Origin of the sequence: Nonomuraea sp. NPDC049028, assembly GCF_043197735.1 — a bacterium.
In the GTDB taxonomy this organism is placed as follows: Bacteria; Actinomycetota; Actinomycetes; order Streptosporangiales; family Streptosporangiaceae; genus Nonomuraea.
Window position 1 is genome coordinate 83,904 of record NZ_JBICTR010000006.1, and the last position, 17,200, is coordinate 101,103.

The following is a 17,200-nucleotide window of genomic DNA, read 5'->3' on the forward strand; positions in this document are numbered from 1 at the left end:
CATGGCCGGAAGCGGGTTGCACGGCCGTGAACGGATCCGTTAACGCCGCTGTCACCCCGATTCGGGTAAGAACGTCAGCATGCGGGTTCTGGTGGCCGAAGACGAACGCGATCTGGCCGATCTCGTGGCGGTGGGGTTGCGCCGCCACGCCATGGCCGTCGACGTGGTGTATGACGGGGCCGCCGCGGCGGAGCGGCTGGCGGTGAGCGACTATGACGTCCTCGTACTGGACCGGGACCTGCCCGAGAAGCACGGCGACCTGGTGTGCCGTGAGCTGGTGGCGCGCGGGAGCCGTACGCGGATCCTGATGATGACGGCGGCCGCGGCGGTGCCGGAGCGGGTGGCCGGTCTCGGGATGGGGGCCGACGACTACCTGCCCAAGCCGTTCGACTACGCGGAGCTGGTCGCGCGGGTGCAGGCGCTGGGGCGGCGCAGCCAGGCGCAGGTGCCGCCGGTGCTGACGCGGCACGGGATCGTGCTCGACACCCACCGGCTGCAGGCGTCGCGGGACGGTCAGCATCTGCACCTGTCACTCAAGGAGTTCGCCGTCCTTGAGGTGCTGATGAGAGCGGACGGCGCGGTCGTGAGCTCCGAACGGCTGCTCGAAGAGGCGTGGGACGAGAACGTCGACCCGTTCACGACGGTGGTGCGGGTCGTGGTCAGCCGCTTGCGCGCGAAGCTGGGCGACCCGGCCTGCATCCAGACGGTGCCCGGCGCGGGTTACGTGTTGTGACGACGGTCCGGGTACGGCTCACGCTGATCTACTCCGGATTGTTCCTGCTGACCTCGACCGTTCTGCTGATCACGGTCAACCTGCTGCTGAGCCAGGCGCTGCACAGGGGGGTCTCGCGGATCCAGGGGGCGCCACTGGCGCCACAGGCGCCGATACGGGGAGTGCCGGCCGATCTGCCGCCGGTGCTGCCCGATCTGGTGGACGACGTGATCGACTACCAGTGGGGGGTGACCGAGCTGACGGTCGGACTCCTGACGGTGGTGTCAGTGATCGTCGGCTGGCTGGTCGCCGGGCGGATCCTGCGGCCCGTCCACCGGATCACCGCGACCGCGCAGCGACTGTCCATGTCGACCCTGCACGAACGCATCGCGCTCAGCGGGCCGAAGGACGAGCTGAAGGAACTGGCCGACACGTTCGACGCGATGCTCGACCGCCTCGAACGCTCCGTCGAGGCACAGCGGCGGTTCATCGCGAACGCGTCCCACGAGCTGCGGACCCCGCTGGCCGTCCAGCGAGCGGCGATCGAGATCGGCCTTCCCGAGGACGTCGGCGAGATCCGCGACAAGCTCCTGTTCCACAACCACCGTACCGAGAGCCTCATCGACGCCCTCCTGGTCCTCGCCCAGGCGGAACACGGCCTCGAGAAGCGGATCCCGGTGGCCCTGGACGAGGTGGTGAGAGTCGTCCTGGCCGAAGGAGACCCGGACGGCGTCGCCGTGACCACACGGATCGAGCCGTTCACCGTCGATGGGGATCCGATCCTGCTGAACCGGCTCGTCACCAACCTCGTCGACAACGCGGTCCGCTACAACCATCCCGGCGGAAGCGTCGAGGTCACGCTCTCCCACAGAGCTCTGACCGTCCGGAACACCGGCCCGGAAGTGCCGAGTGAGCGTATGGGCGATCTCTTCGAGCCCTTCCGGCGCCTCCACACGACCCGTGAGCAGGGTGCCGGACTCGGGTTGTCGATCGTCGCGTCGATCGCGAAGGCGCATGAGGCGGGCGTGCGGGCACGCCCCAACCCAGGGGGCGGCCTGAAGGTCGTGGTCGTCTTCTGAGTCGCCCGCTGCCACGGGCAAGACCGATTCCCTGGGACTCCCATTTCGCTTCAGCTGACAAACGCCCCCAAAACAAATCATCCCCTTAGCGGACAAGCGCTCTCAAAATACTTGTACGGCTTGCATAAGGCCATCGGTTGAAACGCCGAAGGCGATTAGCCGAAAAGGCCGCGGGCGAAACTCTGGACTTGTTGTTCGCGAAGGGCGTGGGATATAAATTCCACGTCACCGAAAAAGGGGGGCACGACGCCGATGTAAAAAATTGAAGTGTTCTCGCATCGTACGCCGGCGGTCCACGGCATCCGGTCATGGAGGCATGGGCCGTCAGAAACCACAAAAGAGGGGATGCTAATTCCATGAAGACGAACACGCGCGTGGCCTCGGTCGCACTCATGCTCGGCCTCTTCGGTTCCGCGCTGGTGGGGGGTGCTTCGATGGCTCAGGCCACCGGCGGCTACTCCTGCTCCAATGGCCTCGCCAACGTCGTCACCTGCAACAACGTCATCGCTGGCGTCCCGGTGAAGATCAACATCACGGGCAACCGGGTTCTCACCGGCAACGAGATCGGCGTCCTGCAGAACAACCTCAACGGGACCGCGGTGAACGTCGCGGCCATCAAGAACTCGGTCGTCAAAACTTACGCCACGTTCAGTCCGACGGTCATCATCAAGGACATCAACGTCTGCATCGCGTCCGTCTGCAAGTAATGCGCGGCGGGCTCCGCTGAGAGCCTGGACGGGATAGGAAGCAGGGGGATGGTAAAGCTATGGCGGGCCGCTGACCGGGCGGCGGCCCGTCATAGTGGGCATTGATGAATGAATGCGTTAGTGAATGGGCCGCTGTTAAGGAACCACCGCATAGGCCCTGACGGGGAACGTCCCCATGCCCGCCACCATGGGCGGCGCGGCGTGGAAGCGGAAGCCCTCGTCCGGCAGCGCCGCGAGCCCGGTCATGTGCTCGACCAGCGGGATGCCCGCCTGGAGCAGCACCGAGTGCGCCGGGCGCGGGCCGCGCGACGGGGTGTCGTCGATGTTCAGCGAGTCGATGCCGACCAGCGCCGCACCCTGCTCCGCCAGCCAGGCCGCCGACTCCGGCGCCAGATACGGGTGCTCGCGCTGATACTTGTCGGTGCCGAAGTGCCGGTCCCAGCCCGTCTGGATCAGTACGGCCCGGCCGCGCACGTCCAGGTCCTCCTCCAGGACGACCTGCCTGACGCCCTCGGCCCGTACGACCAGCCCTGGCAGATCGGCCAGCTTGCTCAGCGGCACCTGCGACAGGTCCTGGCCGTCGGGGTAGCGGTGGTAGGGGGTGTCCAGATAGGTGCCGGTATTGGCGGCCAGCGCGATCGTGCCGATGTGGAACTCCGTACCCGGCGCGTAGACCTCGCGCGAGGCCTCTCTGCTGAGGTGCGTGCCGATCACCGGCCCGGGGATGCCCGGGTACGTCACCATGCCGTCGGTGATGCGGTGGCTGAGTTCGACGATCATTGAGCGAATCCGATCCTGGTGAGCTTGTAGATGGCCGTGACGCCGATGAGGGCCCAGACGAGGTTCAGGCCCGCCGAGGGCCAGGCCGCGTTCGCGGCGCTGTTGACCATCAGGCCGATCGAGCCGGCCAGGTTGAGCAACTGGTAGTGGGCGCCGTCGCCGGACATCCGTGAGGAGGAGACCATGGCGTACCCGAACAGCAATAACGCGGCGCCCAGCCAGCCGAGGGCGTCAACGAGGAAGCTCATGCGCGCAATTGTCCGGACTTATTGTGCTGAAGCGCAAATAAAGATTGCTAAAGGTTGACGTAAGCTGATCTGCATGGACATCGACCCCCGCCGCCTGCGTGTCCTGCACGAGGTCGCCCGCCGCGGCGGCGTCATGCGCGCGGCCGAGGCCCTGTTCCTGACGCCGTCGGCGGTGTCCCAGCAACTCGCCCAGCTCGAACGCGAGGTGGGCCTCGCCCTCATCGACCGCTCTCAGCGCCGCGTCTCGCTCACTCCGGCGGGCCGGGTGCTCGCCGGCTACGCCGAGCGGGTCGAGGACGAGCTGGCCGAGGCCAGGCGCGAGCTCACCCGCTTCACCGAACGGCTGGCCGGGCCGGTGCGGATCGCCGCCTTCCCGACGGTGATCAAGCACATTCTGGTGCCCGCCATGCGCGACCTCGCCGTCCGCCATCCCAAGATCGTTCCGGTCATTCATGAGGTGTACGGCCAGCCCGCGCTCCAGGAGCTGCGGCTGGGGGCCGTGGACGTGCTGATCACCGAGCAGGACATGAGCCTGCCGGTGCCGGCGCAGCCGTCGCTGGCCGTCCGCCCCCTGTACGTGGACGAGTACCGCATCGTGGTGCCGCCCGACGGGCCCGACCCGCGTACGGTCGCCGACCTGGCGGAGCTGCCGTGGGTGGCCAGCGAGCCCGACCAGGCGTGCGGGCAGGCGCTTGATCGGCTGGCCGGGCTGCACGGGTTCGAGCCGCGCAAGGTGCACGTCATCACCGAGTTCGATCCCACGCTGGCGCTGGTGGCGGCCGGGTACGGGGTGGCGATCGTGCCGTCGCTCGCCCTGCTGGACGTGCCGGAGGGGGAGGTGCGGGTCAGTGAGATCCGGGATGTGGGGGCGCGGCGGCTGGACGCCGTTACGCGGGTCAGCCGTACGAGATCGGGGGAGCCGGACCCGGTGCAATCGGTCGTGATCAGCGCGATCGAGGACGCCACCGCCGCGCTGGACGCCACCCTCGTCGGCCACCTGCACACCCCCGAGCCCATCGACCCCTAGCCCGGCCGGCGAATCGGTCCCGGCCGGGCGTCGCCGAGGCGGATCAGCGGTGCAGCAGCGGTAGCCTGCTCCAGCCGTGCGCGATGAAGGACGGGACGTGCGGCAACTCGCTCTCGTCCACGGCCAGCCGGAGGTCCGGGAACCGGGCGAACAGCGCGGGCAGGGCGGTGAGCGCCTCCTGGCGGGCCAGCGGAGCGCCGATGCAGCGATGCACGCCGATGCCGAAGGCCAGGTTTTCGTCGCGATCCTGGGTCGGGTCGAACCGGTCGGCGTCCGGGCCGTGCTGGTCGGGGTCGTGCCCGGCCGCCAAGTAGCTGGTGATGATCGCGTCGCCCGCCTCGATTCGTACGCCACCGATCTCGATCGGTTCGATGGCGAACCGCAGCGGCAGGTTGGCGATCGACGGCGCCCAGCGCAGCGTCTCCTCGATCACCGCCTCCCAGGAGATCTCTCCCGCCAGGACCCGCCGAAGGTGGTCGGGATGGGTGAGCAGGGCGTGTACGGCATTGCCGATCAGGTTGACGGTGGTCTCGTGCCCGGCCGCGATGAGGAGCAGCAGGGTGTCGCGCAGCTCGTCGTCGCTGAGCGAGTCGCCGCTGTCGCGGACGTTGATCAGCTCCGTGGTCAGGTCGTCGCCCGGGTGCTCGCGCTTGTAGGAGACGAGGGCGGGCAGCACGGTGCCGATCTGGGCCGCCGTGGCCGCCGCCTGCTCCGGGGTGGCGGTGGTGTCCATGATGGCCTCCATCACTTGGGCCATCGCCACCCGCATGTCCGCCGGGACACCGAACAGCTCGCAGATCACCCGCATCGGCAGCGGGTGGGCGTAGGCGCCGCGCAGGTCGACGACCTGGCCCGGCGGCACCGCGGCCATGGCGTCCAGCAGCTCAGTGACGATCCCCTCGACGATCGGCTGCATGGCCTTGGTACGGCGCGCGGTGAAGCTCGGGGCGATCAGCTTGCGCAGCCGCCGGTGCTCCTCGCCATAGGCGCTGAGCATGTTCGACACGCCGATCCAGGTCATGATCCAGGTCCAGCCCGGCTCGGTGAGCGCCTGAGGCAGCAGCCGCCAGTGCCGCTTGTCCTTGCTCACCCGCGGATCGAGGATCAGCTGCTTGAGCAGGTCGTGCCGGGTCACGGCCCAGGCCGGGATGCCTCCCGCGAGCTCTACGAGGACCAGGGGGCCGAGGTCACGTAGCCGACGGACCTCACCGGGGAGGTCTGCTCCGAAGGGGTCAAGGACGACGGAGGCTGTACTACCCAAGGGGATTCTCCAGGCTGATCTGGACGGATGGGGGTGAAGCGCACCGGTAGGTGCGCCAGCGCGCGGTGGAACGGGCCGGGCCGCCACAGGAGCTCCTCGCGCGGCACGGTCAGTTCCAGGTCGCACAGGTGAGAGGTCAGGCGTTCGATCGCGGTCATGGCGATGAGCACGGCCGGGTCGCTGGCCGGGCAGCGGTGCGGCCCCGCGCCGAAGCCCAGGTACGCGCCGCCGTCCGAGCGCAGCTCTTCGGGAATGTTGGCAGGCTCGGTGTTGGCCGCGGCGTAGGAGACGAGGACCAGCTCGGCCGGCTGGATCCAGGTGCCGTGGAAGTGCACCGGCTGGCGTACGAAGTACGGGCCGTAGTTCGCCATGGCAGGCTCGGCGCGCAGGGCTTCCATGAGGGCGTCGTACGTGCTGAGCGCGCCGTTGGTGAGCGAGCTGTAGTAGCGGTCGTCGCTGACCATCCGGGAGATCGTGTTGGAGATCAGGTTGGCCGTGGGCTCGTAGCTGGCGGCCATCACGAGCACGATGTTCTGCGCCAGCTCGTCGGTCTGCAGCGCGGCCGGATGGTCGATGAACCAGGAGGTCAGGTCGTCGCCCCGCTGGGCGTACTTGCCCTGGATCAGCTCGCCGATGTAGCGGCCGAACGCTTCGCTGCCCCGCGCGCCCGTCTCGCCGTCAGCCTCCATCATGTCCGCCAGGGCCTGGATCAAGCCGGCGCTGTCGGAGTCGGGCCGCCCGAAGAGCAGGTTGAAGATGCGGGCCGGGATGAGCCGGGCGAAGTCGGCGACCAGGTCGGCCTCGCCCTTCGCGGCGAACTGACTGATGAGCGAGTCCGACACCTCGATCACCATCTGGCGCAGCTTGTGCGGCTGGACCAGCTGGAAGCAGTCGGAGATCACCTTGCGGTAGCGGGCATGCTCGGCCCCGTCGGAGAACAGCGCGTTGGGCCGGTGGCCGAGCATGGCTATCATGCCCGCGGCCTCGGGGGTGTCGGGGAGTCGCGTCTGCCAGGCGCTGGGGTTCTTGCTCCAGACGCCGCCGACGTTGGTGAGGACGTCCAGGGCGGCCTGGTAGTCGATCACCAGGTGGGCCTCGATGCCCGGGGCGATCTCCACGGGGGCGACCGCGCCGTGCCGCCGGCGGAGATCCGCGTAGACCGCCTGCGGGTCGCCGGCGTACTCAGATCCGTACAGGCGCCCGGCGTCGGGCATATAGCGCAGAGTCATGACAGCACCAGCTCTCTGATGTGCTCCACCAGCGCGATCAGCGACGCGCGGGCGGAGGCGGGGTCGCGGGCGTCGCACACCACCAGTGGCGTGCGCGGGCCCAGGTCGAGCGCCTCGCGCAAGGCCTCCGGCGGGTAGTCCGGCGAGTCGGGGAAGTGGTTGACGGCCACCGCGTAGCGGATGCCGGCGTTCTCCACCAGGTCGAGGACGGCGAAGCTGTCGTCGATGCGGCGGGTGTCGGCCAGCACCAGCACCCCCAGCGCGCCGCGGACCAGCTCGTTCCACAGGACCTGGAACCGGGTCTGTCCCGGTGCTCCGAACAGGTAGAGCACCACGCCCGGCAGGGTGAGGCGGCCGAAGTCGATCGCGGTGGTCGTGGTCGTCTTCTCGTTCACGCCGGTGAGGTCGTCGACCAGCGTGCCCGCCTGGGTGAGCACCTCCTCGGTGTTGAGGGGCTCGATCTCCGATAGCGCGCTCACGATGGTCGTCTTGCCCACGCCGAACGGCCCGGCGATGACCAGCTTGACCGGGATGTGTTCGGTACTGATGCCGCTGTCAAAGAGCGCGGAGGCCACTGAGCACCAACTCCAAGATCTCGATGTCGGGCAGGTCGGCGGCCGGCGGATCGCGGGTCAGCAGCGTTCCGCCCCCGACCAGCCCGGCGACCAGCAACCGCACCACGCAGTACGGCAGGCCCAGGTGCGCGGCGCACTCGTACACCGACAACGGCCCATCCCGCAGCAGGGCGAGCAGATGCGACCCCGGCGGGTCCAGCCCGTTGGTGGCGGCGTCGGGCGCGATGTAGACCAGGGTCGTGCGCTCGACGTTGATGTGCTCGGGCACGGTCAGCCTCGCGGCGGCCATGTAGTCCGGGACGACACGCCGCCGCCGTCCGGAGGTCATGTCCGGACGCCCGGCACCCTGGCCGCGCTGGCCTCGTCGAGAGCCTTGACCAGCTTCTGCACCTGCAGCTGCACCTCGAAGGCGAGCGCGCCGATGTTGACCGTGCCGGTGGCGGCGACGACGATGGCCGCGCGGTCGCCGGCCGGGGCGATGTAGTAGTAGCCGCCGCTGCCGGCGGAGATGACGATGTCCACCACCTCGCCGTCGGCGCCGTTGCTGAGGCCGTCGCACAGGGCGCGGGCCGCCCCCAGCACGGAGCTCGTCATGGCGGCGGCGCGCTCGCCGGTCTCGGCGGTCACGTCAGCGGAGCCGCCGAGGATGAGCCCGTCACGGCTCAGCACCACGCCGCGGGCGACACCGGGCACTGCCAGCAGCGGCGACAGGACCCAGGACACGTCGAGGGACAACGGGCGACCCTTGGTCTGAACACGGCTGGAAGCGCTGTGAGCATCCATGGAGCGGTCAAATCCCTTCGGTGATGTCATGCTGCTGTTGCGGCGGGAGCGCTTCGCGGCGGCCCGCTTCGGCTCCGACCTGGAAGTCTCCCCACCGCTTCTGGGCCTCCTCCGGGGTGGTGAGCAACCTGTCGTCCGAGCCGCCCTGGCTTCTGCTGGGCCTCGGCCCGGCCGGCGATTGGCGGCGGCGCTGTGGCAGTGGCGCGAGATCCCCCGCAGGGGCCTGTCGCTGCTCGGGGGTCGTCGCGGGTTCCGTACGGGGCGTCGCCGCGGGCTCGGGTCGTACGGAGGAGGTGACGGGCTCCAGCCGGATGGCCGGGGTCGGGGCCGGTGCTGGGGCCGGGACGGCTGCCACGTGCGCCGACCGGAGGGCGGTGGCGGCGGCCGGGACAGCGGCGCGGATCGGCTCGGGCGCCAGCACCGACGGACGGCTGTCCTCCGGCATCTCCACCAGCAGGGCGGTGGGGATGTTCAGCACGGCCTGGACGCCGCCGAAGGCGCTCTTCTTGACCGTGACCTGCATGCCGTAGTGCGCGGCCTGACGGCCGATCGCGGCCCAGCCGGTGTGGGGTGGGTTGCCCAGGTCGACCAGGCGGACCGGGTGGGTGCCGCTCAGCAGGCGGGTCGCGCGGGCGTACTGGTCCTCGTTGAGGCCGACACCGGCGTCGTCGATGACGATGGCGGCGCCGGTGTTGGTCTCGTGCACGGCGATGGTCACCTTGAGCGTGCCGTGGGAGTGGTGGACCGCGTTGGCCAGCAGCTCGGCCGTGATGAGCAGGATCGACTCCGCGGCGCGGGCGGCGACCCCGATCCGGCGTCGCAGGTGGTTGGCCGGGCCCTCGACGCGCTGCTCGAAGTTCTCCACGCGGGAGATGGCGCCCACCATCAGGTCCACCAGGTAGGTGTCGTCACGTGACAGGCCGGGCGTGGCGCCGCAGGCGATGCCGGTGACCTGCACGCGACGGATCATCAGTTCGTTGAACATGTCGAGCCCCAGCACCTCGCGCAGCAGCGCCGTGTGCTCGTCACCGCTGTAGCGCTGTTGCACGCCGGCCAGCAGGTCCTGGGCGCGCAGCGCCTGGGTCTGCACGCGGGACATCGCGCCCCTGACGACGGCCTGGGCCGCCTCGTCGATGCGCTCGCCTTCCTCGCGGACGCCGCGGGTGAGCGCTTCGAGGATGGCGCGGTGCTGTCTGTCGATGTCCGTGCCGGCCAGCGCCGGGTTCTGCACGCCGGGCACGATCACGTGCGGGGCACGCAGGTGGGACAGCAGGGCGGGTATCCGCTTCGAGATCAGGTGCTCGGTCTCGGCGTGCAGGAGGTCCTGCTGGGCGCGCGCCTCGCGGGTCTGCTCCGCGCTCTCCTGAGCTTGGCGCTCCACCTGCGCCTGCCACTGGTTCCTGGCGCTGGTCTCGCGCGTCAGGTGCTCGTGAGCCTGACGGGCCTGAACGAGCTCCCCACGGACCTGGGCGAGGTCGCGGCGTAGGCGTATGTGGAAGATGACGACGCCCGCGAGGGCGATGGCGAGAACGGCGGCGCCGATCGTTATCGGGACGCTGAAAGAGTCTGGCGGCATGACAGTCCTGGGGTCGGGGAGAGCAGGCGGGGAGGGTGTCGACCGCCGAAGGGCCCGTTAGCGGCGCGTGCCGGTCTCACGCGGCGGCCGACGGGGGCCGGGTCGGCGTGGTACAAGCCCTTCCGCGACGCCGGTACCGCTACGTGCCTGGTGCGGTTCTGCCGGAGGCATGGCGGTGCCGGGCGACATGGGCATCCTCGGTCTCAGTGGAACGACGGCCAAACGGGAAATCTAGTATTCCCGTTTGGCTGGTTTAGTCAACTATGTGTAAGGAAATCACTTCGTTCAGCAATACCATTGGCGTCCGATTTGTCGGGTTTAATGCCAATGGAGCACGATGTCGTGGACTGTGGTGCTGGGCGTGAGGAAGGCGAGTAGCCGGGCGCCTTCGGCGTCGAGTTGTTCGTGCTCGGCCGCGGTCAGTTTCCGGAATGGGCGCACGGTCAAGGTCGCGGTGTCGCGGTTGGTGGCGAGTTTCCAGGTGGCGGCTACGTAGCCGTCGACCAGTACGGACCGGGGCTGTTCGTTCGTCCTGCCGAAGCCCTGGTCGGCGTAGTTGACAGTGACCACGCGGCTGCGGTCGTCGTGGGAGAGCAGCAGGTTGTCGAAGTCGTAGAGAAAACGCACCGGGGCCGGGGTGTCCGGATCCGGCCGCGGCGCGTCGGGAAGGTCGAACAGTTCACGGCCCCGCTCGTCCCGGAAGGTGACCAGGCGTGGCCGCCGCGGCGGGATCTGTACCAGCGGCACCCAGGCGCGGGCCGCGTGGGCCAGCGCGGCCGGGTCGCGTCGCGCGGGTGGTGAGGCGTGGCACGAAGGGTCCTCAAGGGGTGGGTAGCCGGGCGCCGCTAGCGGAGCGGGCGGAAGAAGGTCCGGATGTCGGCGGTGAGCAGGTCGGGTGCTTCCACGGCGGCGAAGTGGCCGCCGCGGTCGAATTCCGACCAGTGGGTGATGTTGTTGCCGTATTCGGCGTAGCGGCGGATGGGCAGGTCGTGGGCGAACACGGCGACACCGGTGGGTGTGGTGGCCGGCTTGGTGTGCCAGGTGCTGGCGTGCATGTTCTCGTAGTACAGGTTGGCGACGGAACCGGCGGTGCCGGTGAGCCAGTAGAGCATCACGTCGGTCAGCAGCAGGTCCCGGTCGATGGCGGCCTCGGGCAGGTCGGCGGCGGGGAAACTCCACTCCTTGAACTTCTCGACGAGCCAGGCGAGCTGGCCGACCGGTGAGTCGGTGAGGGCGTACGCCACCGTCTGCGGCCGGGTGGCCGAGATCTTGAAGTAGCCGCTCTGGTCGTCCATGAACTCCTTCACCCGTCCGAGCCGGGCCCGCTCGGCGTCGGTCAGCGTGGCCCGCTCCTCGTCCGAGACCTCCCCGAACGGGATGAACCCGAAGGAGGCCGCGTTGACATGGACACCGATGACCTGCCCGGTGGCGGTGCGGCCGAGTTCCGGGGTGACCAGGGCACCGAGGTCGCCGCCCTGCGCGCCGTACCGGTCGTAGCCGAGCCGGCTCATCAGCCGCGCCCACGCCCGCGCGATCCGGCCGCTGTTCCACCCGGTCTCTCGCGTGGGGCCGGAGAATCCGAAGCCGGGCAGCGACGGGATGACCAGGTGGAAGGCGTCGGCCGGGTCTCCGCCGTGCGCGGCCGGATCGGTCAGCGGGCCGATGACCTTGAGAAACTCGACCACCGATCCGGGCCAGCCGTGGGTGAGGATCAGGGGCAGGGCATCCGGGTGCGGGGAACGTACGTGCATGAAGTGCACCCGTTGCCCGTCGATCTCGGTGGTGAACTGCGGGATGTCGTTCAACGCGGCCTCGTGCCCACGCCAGTCGTACGAGGTGCGCCAGTACTCGGCCAGCTCCTTGAGGTAGGCCAGGGGAACGCCGCGGCTCCAGCCGACGGCGGGCAGTTCGCTCGGCCACCGCACGGCGGACAGGCGGCGGTGCAGGTCATCGAGATCGCACTGGGGGACATCGATCCGGAACGGCATGATCGTTTCGCTCATGTCTGACACGCAAGGTCTCCTTGAATGATGTCTCGTGGCTAGAACGCGGCAGCGTGGTCGAGGACCCAGTCGTGGTAGCCGCGCGCGGGACGACCGGTGACCTTCTCGATGTCGGTGGTGGTGGGCGCGACGCGGCCGACGGAGGCGGCCCAAGTGGCGAGAATGCTGTCCAGGATCGGGCCCGGCACGTGGGCGCTCATCGCCTGGCGTACGGTCTCGGCGGGTAGTTCGGCGTAGCTGATGGGCCGGCCGAGCGCCTGACCGAGGATGGCGGCCTGGTCGGCGTGGCTGAGGGACTGAGGCCCGGTCAGCCGGTAGACCTGACCGGCGTGCCCGTCCTCGGTGAGGGCGGCTACGGCAACCGCGGCGATGTCGGCTTCGTGCACCGGGGCGGACGCCGCGTCGGCGTAGGCGCCGCGGATCACGTCGCCGGACCTGGTCTGCCCGGCCCACATGAGGCTGTTGGCGGCGAACACGTCCGGGCGCAGGAAGGTCCACGCCAGGCCGGAGTCGCGCAGGGCGTGCTCGATCTCGGCGTGGTAGGCGGCGATCGGCCCGTCCTGGACCTCCGCGTCGTCATCGACCCCGCCGGAGGACAGCAGCACGACCTGGCGCACGCCGGCCCGCTGGGCGGCGGCGACGAACGCGGGCCCACAGCCCGGTACGGCGAACAGGAAGACCGACTCCACGCCCGTCAGGGCCGCGTCCAGCGACGCCGGGTCGGCCAGGTCGCCGGCGACGACGTCGACCTCGGCCGGCCACACCGCCTGCTGCGGGGACCGGCTCAGGGCACGTACGGCGTGGCCGTTGGCGACCAGCACGTCGAGTACGTGGCGGCCGACGTTTCCGGTGGCGCCGGTGACGAGGATCATGAAGCTCTCCTAGGTTTCGAGGGTTCCCGGGCGACCCCGGTACGAGGAACACTAGGAACCATTGAGGACAGGTCCGGTCCTCATACCTTCGGAGGGAGTTGCGCGCGGATGTTGGAAACCTCGGCGCGGCTGCTGCGGCTGCTGTCCCTGCTCCAGTCCCGCCCCGACTGGTCAGGCGCGGAGCTGGCCGAACGCCTCGGTGTCACCACCCGTACCGTCCGCCGCGACGTCGACCGGCTCCGCGACCTCGGCTACCCGGTGGAGTCCGCCACCGGCATCACCGGCGGCTATCGGCTGGGGGTCGGCGCGGCCCTACCGCCGCTGCTGCTCGATGACGACGAAGCCGTCGCCGTCGCGGTCGGCCTGCGCGCCGCCGCCACGGGCACGGTCACCGGGATCGAGGAGACCTCGCTCCGCGCCCTCGCCAAGCTCGAACAGGTTCTGCCCTCCCGGCTGCGCCACCGCGTGGGCGCGATGCAGTCGGCCATCCTGCCGCTGACCGGCCCCGGCCCGACGGTGGAGCCCGATCTGCTCACCGCCCTGGCCGCCGCCTGCCGCGCCCACGAGGGCATCCGCTTCGGGTACCAGCAGCGCACCCGCCGCGTCGAGCCGTACCGCGTCGTCCATACCGGCCGGCGGTGGTACCTGCTCGCCTTCGACCTCGACCGCGACGACTGGCGTACCTTCCGCGTCGACCGTATGGACTCGGCTCCACAACCCGGGCCACGTTTCACGCCTCGGGCCGAACCCGCCGAGGGCGTCCACGCCTATGTCTCCAACGCCCTCACGAGTTCCCCGTACCGGTATCGAGCGACCATCCTGTTCCACGCGCCGCTCGACGTCGTCGCCGAACACACCTCACCTACCGCGGGCCGTCTCGAACACCGCGACGCGGACAGCTGCCTCTTCTACGCCGGCGGCGACTCCCTCGACACCATCGCCCTCTATGTCGCGCTCAAGGGCATCGACTTCCAGGTCCTTGACCCGCCCGAGCTCAAGGACCATGTACGGGCACTCGCCAGAAGGCTCACCAACGCCGGGGTATGAGCCTCAGTCGGCGACCTGGGGACCGTTGACCTTCTCCAGCAGGCGGGCCAGGCGCTCGCGCAGCCCCGGGCGCGCCGGCAGCTCGCCCGCGGCCATGCTGACCAGGTGCTGGGCGCCGTCGAAGGTCACCGGCCCGAGCCGTGGCACGGCGATCGCGTCGTGCGCCAGCCCCTCCAGCGCCGTGTCGCCGCCTTCGAGCGCCAGGATCGTCGCCCCCGTACGGCGGGCGTCATTGACCCGTTCGAGCAGCGGCACGGGCGCGTCCTGCTCGGCCACCACGAACAGCGTCTCGCCGCGCCCCGCCCGCTGAATCCGGTCGAGGCCGACGCGCAGGTGGGCCGGGGCGTCGGCGGGCGGCTTCCAACGGACCAGAGTGGGGGCTAGCTGCGGCAGCTCGGAGAGCCGGGCCTCGTCGGCGAGATGCGCAGTCAGATGCCACGGCTCGTCGTCGGGCGTGCCCACCAGCATCAGGCCGCCGGGCGAGCGGGTGGTCCGCAGCGCCAGGCCGAGCTCGCGGGTGCGCTCCACCCAGCCGGTCTCGGCGAGTAGTTCGCGCAGAAAGGTCACCGAACCAGCATCCATCCGTCCATGGTGCCCGACCGTCGCAGTGGAGTTCACCGTTTCGGGGCGGCCCGGTGATGCGGTCGTGGCCAGTGTTATGTGGCGCGGGAGGCAGTCTGACAACGGCTCGGATTCGCCGTCGTTTCGGGCCTTGACACGAGGTTACTGCCGGGTAACGATCGGCTCGCGGCGCCGCCTTCCCCTGAGCGAACCCCACGGAGAGGGGTGGCACATGAGGTTACGTGTCCGCGTCAGCATGACCATGATCCTCTTACTGATCGCGTCCTTCGTCGCGGCGCCGCCTGCCCGCGCGGCCGCGGCGGGGGACGTGGTCACCGCCCAGCCCACCACCGTCTACCTGCTGCCGGGCAAGCTGCTCGAAGTCCCGGTGAACGCCTGGCACCTGCTCTACCGCTCGACCTCCGCCACCGGCTCGCTGAACGCCGTGTCCGGCACCCTGCTCGTGCCCAAGGCGAGCTACCCGCTGGGCAAGCGCCCGATCATCGGGTACGCCGTCGGCACCCACGGACTCGGCGACCAGTGCGCGCCCTCGGCCAGCATGAGCCGGGGCGGCGAGGCGGAGCTCGCGCTGGTCAGCCTGTTCCTGCTCAAGGGGTTCGCGGTGGCCATCACCGACTACGAGGGCCTCGGCACACCTGGCGTGCATACGTACATGGCGGGGATCTCGCAGGGTCACGCCGTACTGGACTCGATCAGGGCCGCCACGCGCGTGTCGGGCTCGGGCCTGTCCACGGGCGGGCCGGTCGCGATCATGGGCTACTCGCAGGGCGGCGCGTCGGCCGCCTGGGCGGCCCAGCTCCAGCCGTCGTACGCGTCGGAGCTGCGGCTCAAGGGCGTGGCCGCGGGCGGAGTCCCGGCGGACCTGCACGCGGTGGCGGACCACCTCGACGGCGATGCCAACTTCGGGCTGGCCGCCGCGGCCGGGGTCGGTTTCGACGCCGCCTACCCGGAACTCGATCTCAACGCCGACCTCAACGACCGCGGGCGCGCCCTGCTCGCGGACGCGGCGGACGACTGCGTGGGCGACCTGGACAAGCTCGCCGGCCTGCGCTTCTCCGACCTGAGCCCCGTTGACCTGATGAACCAGCCCAAGTGGCTGGCCCGGCTCGCCGAGAACCGCCTCGGGGCGATCGCGCCGCGCGTTCCGATGTTCATCTACCACGCGCAGGGCGACGAGATCATCCCGCAGGCGATCTCGGCCACGCTGCGCTCGGAGTACTGCCGGGCGGGGGTCAACCTCCGCTGGACGTCCCTTCCGGCCCCGAGCCACGTGACGGGGGCCATCGAGGGCGGGCCGCTGGCCATCGAATGGCTCGCACTCCGCATCCTCGGCCTCCCGGCCTTCGGCAACTGTTAGCGGCCTTGTCGCAGTTTGGCGGGCGGGCGCGTAGGTAACCATAGGTAGTGGCTCAATAACCCTCCGTGATGGGAGTCCTATGCGTCGTCTGCTCCTCACCCTCACCCTCGTCTCCGCGGCCGCGGCAGGTGCGCTGACACTCGCCCCTGCCGCAACCGCTCAGGCCGCCGCCCGCGAGTACATCACCGTCACCCAGTGCGTGTTCGCGGGCGGGGTGGTCGTCCCTGACTGGCTGAGCCCGACCGGGCGCACGTGCGTCGGCGGCGGTTACAACGGCTACCCGGTCTTCCCCTACTGATGCGAACGGGTCCCTGATACGAACGGGTCCGCCCCTTATCCCGGGGGCGGACCCGTGGGCATTTGAGTGTCAGGGTTTAGGAAGTGCGGTGCTGGTGCTGCTCGGGCAGGTGGCTGTCCGGGTGAACCCACAGGAAAACGTTGTTGTCCGGCCGCGACGCCTGCTCCCACTGCTGCCGGAAGAACGCGAGGACCTGCTGGTCGGAGTGGCGCAGGCTGAAGTGGGTCAGAACGAACAGCGTCTGCGGATGGGCCTCGACCACGGGCCGCAGCCGGCTCCAGACCGTATGCCCGATCCGGTCCGCGCGCTCCAACTCGGTGTCATCCAGAAACGTGCACTCGGTGATGATGACCGGGTATTCAAACAACCACGGGTTGCGGGCGAACACATTCACATGAGTGTCGCCAAGAAAGGCGAACAGCGGTCGCCGGACCTCGTGGTCGACTGCGACCCCCTCTTTGCGGTTCCGCGCCATGATCCGGCCGAATTCACCGCCCCTGCCCTGCTCCATCAGGGACAGTCGCAACTGCTCGAACTCCGGCCGTAGCGCCTTGCTCCGCTCCGAGAAGGCGTACCCCACACAGGGCACCTTGTGTTCACACTCCACCACCCGCACGTGATGTCCCCGGCGTCCGAAGCCGAACTCGTCGCCGCGCCGCACCCCGTGCAAGCGGTGTCCTGCCGCCAGAGCGGGATCGAACCCCGCTCCGTGATTGAGCTCCGCGGACGCGCGTAAGTAGGACTCCACGTACGGCACCGCCTCGGCGGGCAGGTAGATGTCCGTCCCGGCGGGATTGGCGGCCAGGAAATCAAGGTCCTTGGCATGGTCATGGTGGGTGTGGGTCAGGAAGACCGTGTCCACCTGCCGCCCCTCGCACAGCCCCGCATCGAGGCTGCACCGCAGTTCGGGGATGTGGAAGAACGTCTTGTCGTTCGCGCGAGAGTAGCCGGTGAGGGTCAGCTCACTGCCGGGCATCCGCCAGGTCTTCCACTGCCGGAACGGGTGCCCCTGCTCAAGGCGCGCGGGGTGGTCGGCCGGGGGCGGGTCCAGCTCGGTCATTTCT

Annotated in this window: 19 protein-coding genes and 1 pseudogene; 7 read left to right on the forward strand and 13 right to left on the reverse strand. The window is 69.7% G+C overall.

Annotated features, from left to right (window positions below; genetic code table 11):
- Window positions 1-79: 79 nt before the first annotated feature.
- The 3 genes from ACGFJ2_RS23740 to ACGFJ2_RS23750 all read left to right on the forward strand — a co-directional run bounded on the left by ACGFJ2_RS23740 (window position 80) and on the right by ACGFJ2_RS23750 (window position 2,498).
- Window positions 80-733 (forward strand): response regulator transcription factor, encoded by a 654-nt coding sequence (locus tag ACGFJ2_RS23740; RefSeq protein WP_393471608.1) that lies wholly within the window; start codon window positions 80-82, stop codon window positions 731-733.
- A complete protein-coding gene (locus tag ACGFJ2_RS23745; RefSeq protein WP_393471611.1) occupies window positions 730-1,791 on the forward strand; it encodes a sensor histidine kinase in 1,062 nt (353 codons plus the stop codon). Before ACGFJ2_RS23740 ends, ACGFJ2_RS23745 begins: the two co-directional genes overlap by 4 nt.
- 356 nt (window positions 1,792-2,147) lie before the next feature.
- On the forward strand, window positions 2,148-2,498 hold the full coding sequence (locus ACGFJ2_RS23750; RefSeq protein WP_225299744.1) for a hypothetical protein: 351 nt from the start codon (window positions 2,148-2,150) through the stop codon (window positions 2,496-2,498).
- A gap of 135 nt (window positions 2,499-2,633) precedes the next feature.
- Here ACGFJ2_RS23750 and ACGFJ2_RS23755 read toward each other — a convergent pair whose 3' ends face one another.
- Window positions 2,634-3,278 (reverse strand): cyclase family protein, encoded by a 645-nt coding sequence (locus ACGFJ2_RS23755; RefSeq protein WP_393471615.1) that lies wholly within the window; start codon window positions 3,276-3,278, stop codon window positions 2,634-2,636.
- Complete coding sequence (locus ACGFJ2_RS23760; protein WP_357961319.1) at window positions 3,275-3,526, reverse strand: hypothetical protein; 252 nt, start codon at window positions 3,524-3,526, stop codon at window positions 3,275-3,277. The genes ACGFJ2_RS23755 and ACGFJ2_RS23760 overlap by 4 nt, the downstream gene beginning before the upstream one ends.
- 73 nt (window positions 3,527-3,599) lie before the next feature.
- Between ACGFJ2_RS23760 and ACGFJ2_RS23765 the strand changes: the two genes are divergently transcribed.
- Entirely contained in the window at window positions 3,600-4,553 is a 954-nt protein-coding gene (locus tag ACGFJ2_RS23765) for a LysR family transcriptional regulator (protein WP_358205537.1), read from the forward strand.
- A 43-nt stretch (window positions 4,554-4,596) separates the two neighbouring features.
- Here the strand turns inward: ACGFJ2_RS23765 and ACGFJ2_RS23770 are convergent, their stop codons facing one another.
- The 9 genes and pseudogenes from ACGFJ2_RS23770 to ACGFJ2_RS23810 all read right to left on the reverse strand — a co-directional run bounded on the left by ACGFJ2_RS23770 (window position 4,597) and on the right by ACGFJ2_RS23810 (window position 12,852).
- Window positions 4,597-5,814, reverse strand: a complete 1,218-nt coding sequence (locus ACGFJ2_RS23770) for a cytochrome P450 (protein WP_393471619.1) — start codon at window positions 5,812-5,814, stop codon at window positions 4,597-4,599.
- Entirely contained in the window at window positions 5,718-7,043 is a 1,326-nt protein-coding gene (locus tag ACGFJ2_RS23775) for a cytochrome P450 (RefSeq protein WP_393471622.1), read from the reverse strand. Before ACGFJ2_RS23775 ends, ACGFJ2_RS23770 begins: the two co-directional genes overlap by 97 nt.
- Entirely contained in the window at window positions 7,040-7,618 is a 579-nt protein-coding gene (locus ACGFJ2_RS23780; protein WP_357961331.1) for an ATP/GTP-binding protein, read from the reverse strand. The genes ACGFJ2_RS23775 and ACGFJ2_RS23780 overlap by 4 nt, the downstream gene beginning before the upstream one ends.
- Window positions 7,599-7,946, reverse strand: coding sequence for a DUF742 domain-containing protein (locus ACGFJ2_RS23785; protein ID WP_357961334.1), 348 nt, complete (start codon window positions 7,944-7,946; stop codon window positions 7,599-7,601). Before ACGFJ2_RS23785 ends, ACGFJ2_RS23780 begins: the two co-directional genes overlap by 20 nt.
- Window positions 7,943-8,353 carry a roadblock/LC7 domain-containing protein gene (locus tag ACGFJ2_RS23790; protein WP_357961336.1) on the reverse strand — a complete coding sequence of 137 codons (411 nt, stop codon included), beginning with the start codon at window positions 8,351-8,353 and terminating at the stop codon, window positions 7,943-7,945. Before ACGFJ2_RS23790 ends, ACGFJ2_RS23785 begins: the two co-directional genes overlap by 4 nt.
- A gap of 55 nt (window positions 8,354-8,408) precedes the next feature.
- Window positions 8,409-9,977, reverse strand: coding sequence for a hypothetical protein (locus ACGFJ2_RS23795; protein WP_393471627.1), 1,569 nt, complete (start codon window positions 9,975-9,977; stop codon window positions 8,409-8,411).
- Between the two features lie 318 nt (window positions 9,978-10,295).
- A complete protein-coding gene (locus ACGFJ2_RS23800) occupies window positions 10,296-11,528 on the reverse strand; it encodes a DNA glycosylase AlkZ-like family protein (protein ID WP_393472717.1) in 1,233 nt (410 codons plus the stop codon).
- A pseudogene (locus ACGFJ2_RS23805) lies at window positions 11,492-11,980 on the reverse strand (epoxide hydrolase family protein); the annotation flags it as partial. The pseudogene ACGFJ2_RS23805 and the gene ACGFJ2_RS23800, both read right to left, overlap by 37 nt.
- 38 nt (window positions 11,981-12,018) lie before the next feature.
- On the reverse strand, window positions 12,019-12,852 hold the full coding sequence (locus ACGFJ2_RS23810; protein WP_393471630.1) for an NAD(P)H-binding protein: 834 nt from the start codon (window positions 12,850-12,852) through the stop codon (window positions 12,019-12,021).
- Window positions 12,853-12,960: 108 nt separating this feature from the next.
- On the opposite strand from ACGFJ2_RS23810, the gene ACGFJ2_RS23815 reads away from it, so the two are divergent.
- Window positions 12,961-13,899, forward strand: coding sequence for a helix-turn-helix transcriptional regulator (locus ACGFJ2_RS23815; protein ID WP_393471633.1), 939 nt, complete (start codon window positions 12,961-12,963; stop codon window positions 13,897-13,899).
- Between the two features lie 3 nt (window positions 13,900-13,902).
- Here ACGFJ2_RS23815 and ACGFJ2_RS23820 read toward each other — a convergent pair whose 3' ends face one another.
- On the reverse strand, window positions 13,903-14,481 hold the full coding sequence (locus ACGFJ2_RS23820) for a hypothetical protein (RefSeq protein WP_357961346.1): 579 nt from the start codon (window positions 14,479-14,481) through the stop codon (window positions 13,903-13,905).
- Between the two features lie 211 nt (window positions 14,482-14,692).
- On the opposite strand from ACGFJ2_RS23820, the gene ACGFJ2_RS23825 reads away from it, so the two are divergent.
- Together ACGFJ2_RS23825 and ACGFJ2_RS23830 are read left to right on the forward strand one after the other, a co-directional pair.
- Window positions 14,693-15,838, forward strand: a complete 1,146-nt coding sequence (locus tag ACGFJ2_RS23825) for a lipase family protein (RefSeq protein ID WP_393471636.1) — start codon at window positions 14,693-14,695, stop codon at window positions 15,836-15,838.
- Between the two features lie 79 nt (window positions 15,839-15,917).
- On the forward strand, window positions 15,918-16,136 hold the full coding sequence (locus ACGFJ2_RS23830) for a hypothetical protein (protein ID WP_357961352.1): 219 nt from the start codon (window positions 15,918-15,920) through the stop codon (window positions 16,134-16,136).
- A 76-nt stretch (window positions 16,137-16,212) separates the two neighbouring features.
- Here ACGFJ2_RS23830 and ACGFJ2_RS23835 read toward each other — a convergent pair whose 3' ends face one another.
- Entirely contained in the window at window positions 16,213-17,196 is a 984-nt protein-coding gene (locus ACGFJ2_RS23835; RefSeq protein ID WP_393471640.1) for an MBL fold metallo-hydrolase, read from the reverse strand.
- Window positions 17,197-17,200: the final 4 nt, after the last annotated feature.

Coding starts and splice junctions, on each gene's coding strand:
- ACGFJ2_RS23740 (WP_393471608.1), top strand. CDS start 80: ATGCGGGTTCTGGTGGCCGAAGACGAACGCGATCTGGCCGATCTCGTG.
- ACGFJ2_RS23750 (WP_225299744.1), top strand. CDS start 2,148: ATGAAGACGAACACGCGCGTGGCCTCGGTCGCACTCATGCTCGGCCTC.
- ACGFJ2_RS23755 (WP_393471615.1), bottom strand. CDS start 3,278: ATGATCGTCGAACTCAGCCACCGCATCACCGACGGCATGGTGACGTAC.
- ACGFJ2_RS23760 (WP_357961319.1), bottom strand. CDS start 3,526: ATGAGCTTCCTCGTTGACGCCCTCGGCTGGCTGGGCGCCGCGTTATTG.
- ACGFJ2_RS23765 (WP_358205537.1), top strand. CDS start 3,600: ATGGACATCGACCCCCGCCGCCTGCGTGTCCTGCACGAGGTCGCCCGC.
- ACGFJ2_RS23775 (WP_393471622.1), bottom strand. CDS start 7,043: ATGACTCTGCGCTATATGCCCGACGCCGGGCGCCTGTACGGATCTGAG.
- ACGFJ2_RS23785 (WP_357961334.1), bottom strand. CDS start 7,946: ATGACCTCCGGACGGCGGCGGCGTGTCGTCCCGGACTACATGGCCGCC.
- ACGFJ2_RS23795 (WP_393471627.1), bottom strand. CDS start 9,977: ATGCCGCCAGACTCTTTCAGCGTCCCGATAACGATCGGCGCCGCCGTT.
- ACGFJ2_RS23810 (WP_393471630.1), bottom strand. CDS start 12,852: ATGATCCTCGTCACCGGCGCCACCGGAAACGTCGGCCGCCACGTACTC.
- ACGFJ2_RS23815 (WP_393471633.1), top strand. CDS start 12,961: ATGTTGGAAACCTCGGCGCGGCTGCTGCGGCTGCTGTCCCTGCTCCAG.
- ACGFJ2_RS23820 (WP_357961346.1), bottom strand. CDS start 14,481: ATGGATGCTGGTTCGGTGACCTTTCTGCGCGAACTACTCGCCGAGACC.
- ACGFJ2_RS23825 (WP_393471636.1), top strand. CDS start 14,693: ATGAGGTTACGTGTCCGCGTCAGCATGACCATGATCCTCTTACTGATC.
- ACGFJ2_RS23830 (WP_357961352.1), top strand. CDS start 15,918: ATGCGTCGTCTGCTCCTCACCCTCACCCTCGTCTCCGCGGCCGCGGCA.
- ACGFJ2_RS23835 (WP_393471640.1), bottom strand. CDS start 17,196: ATGACCGAGCTGGACCCGCCCCCGGCCGACCACCCCGCGCGCCTTGAG.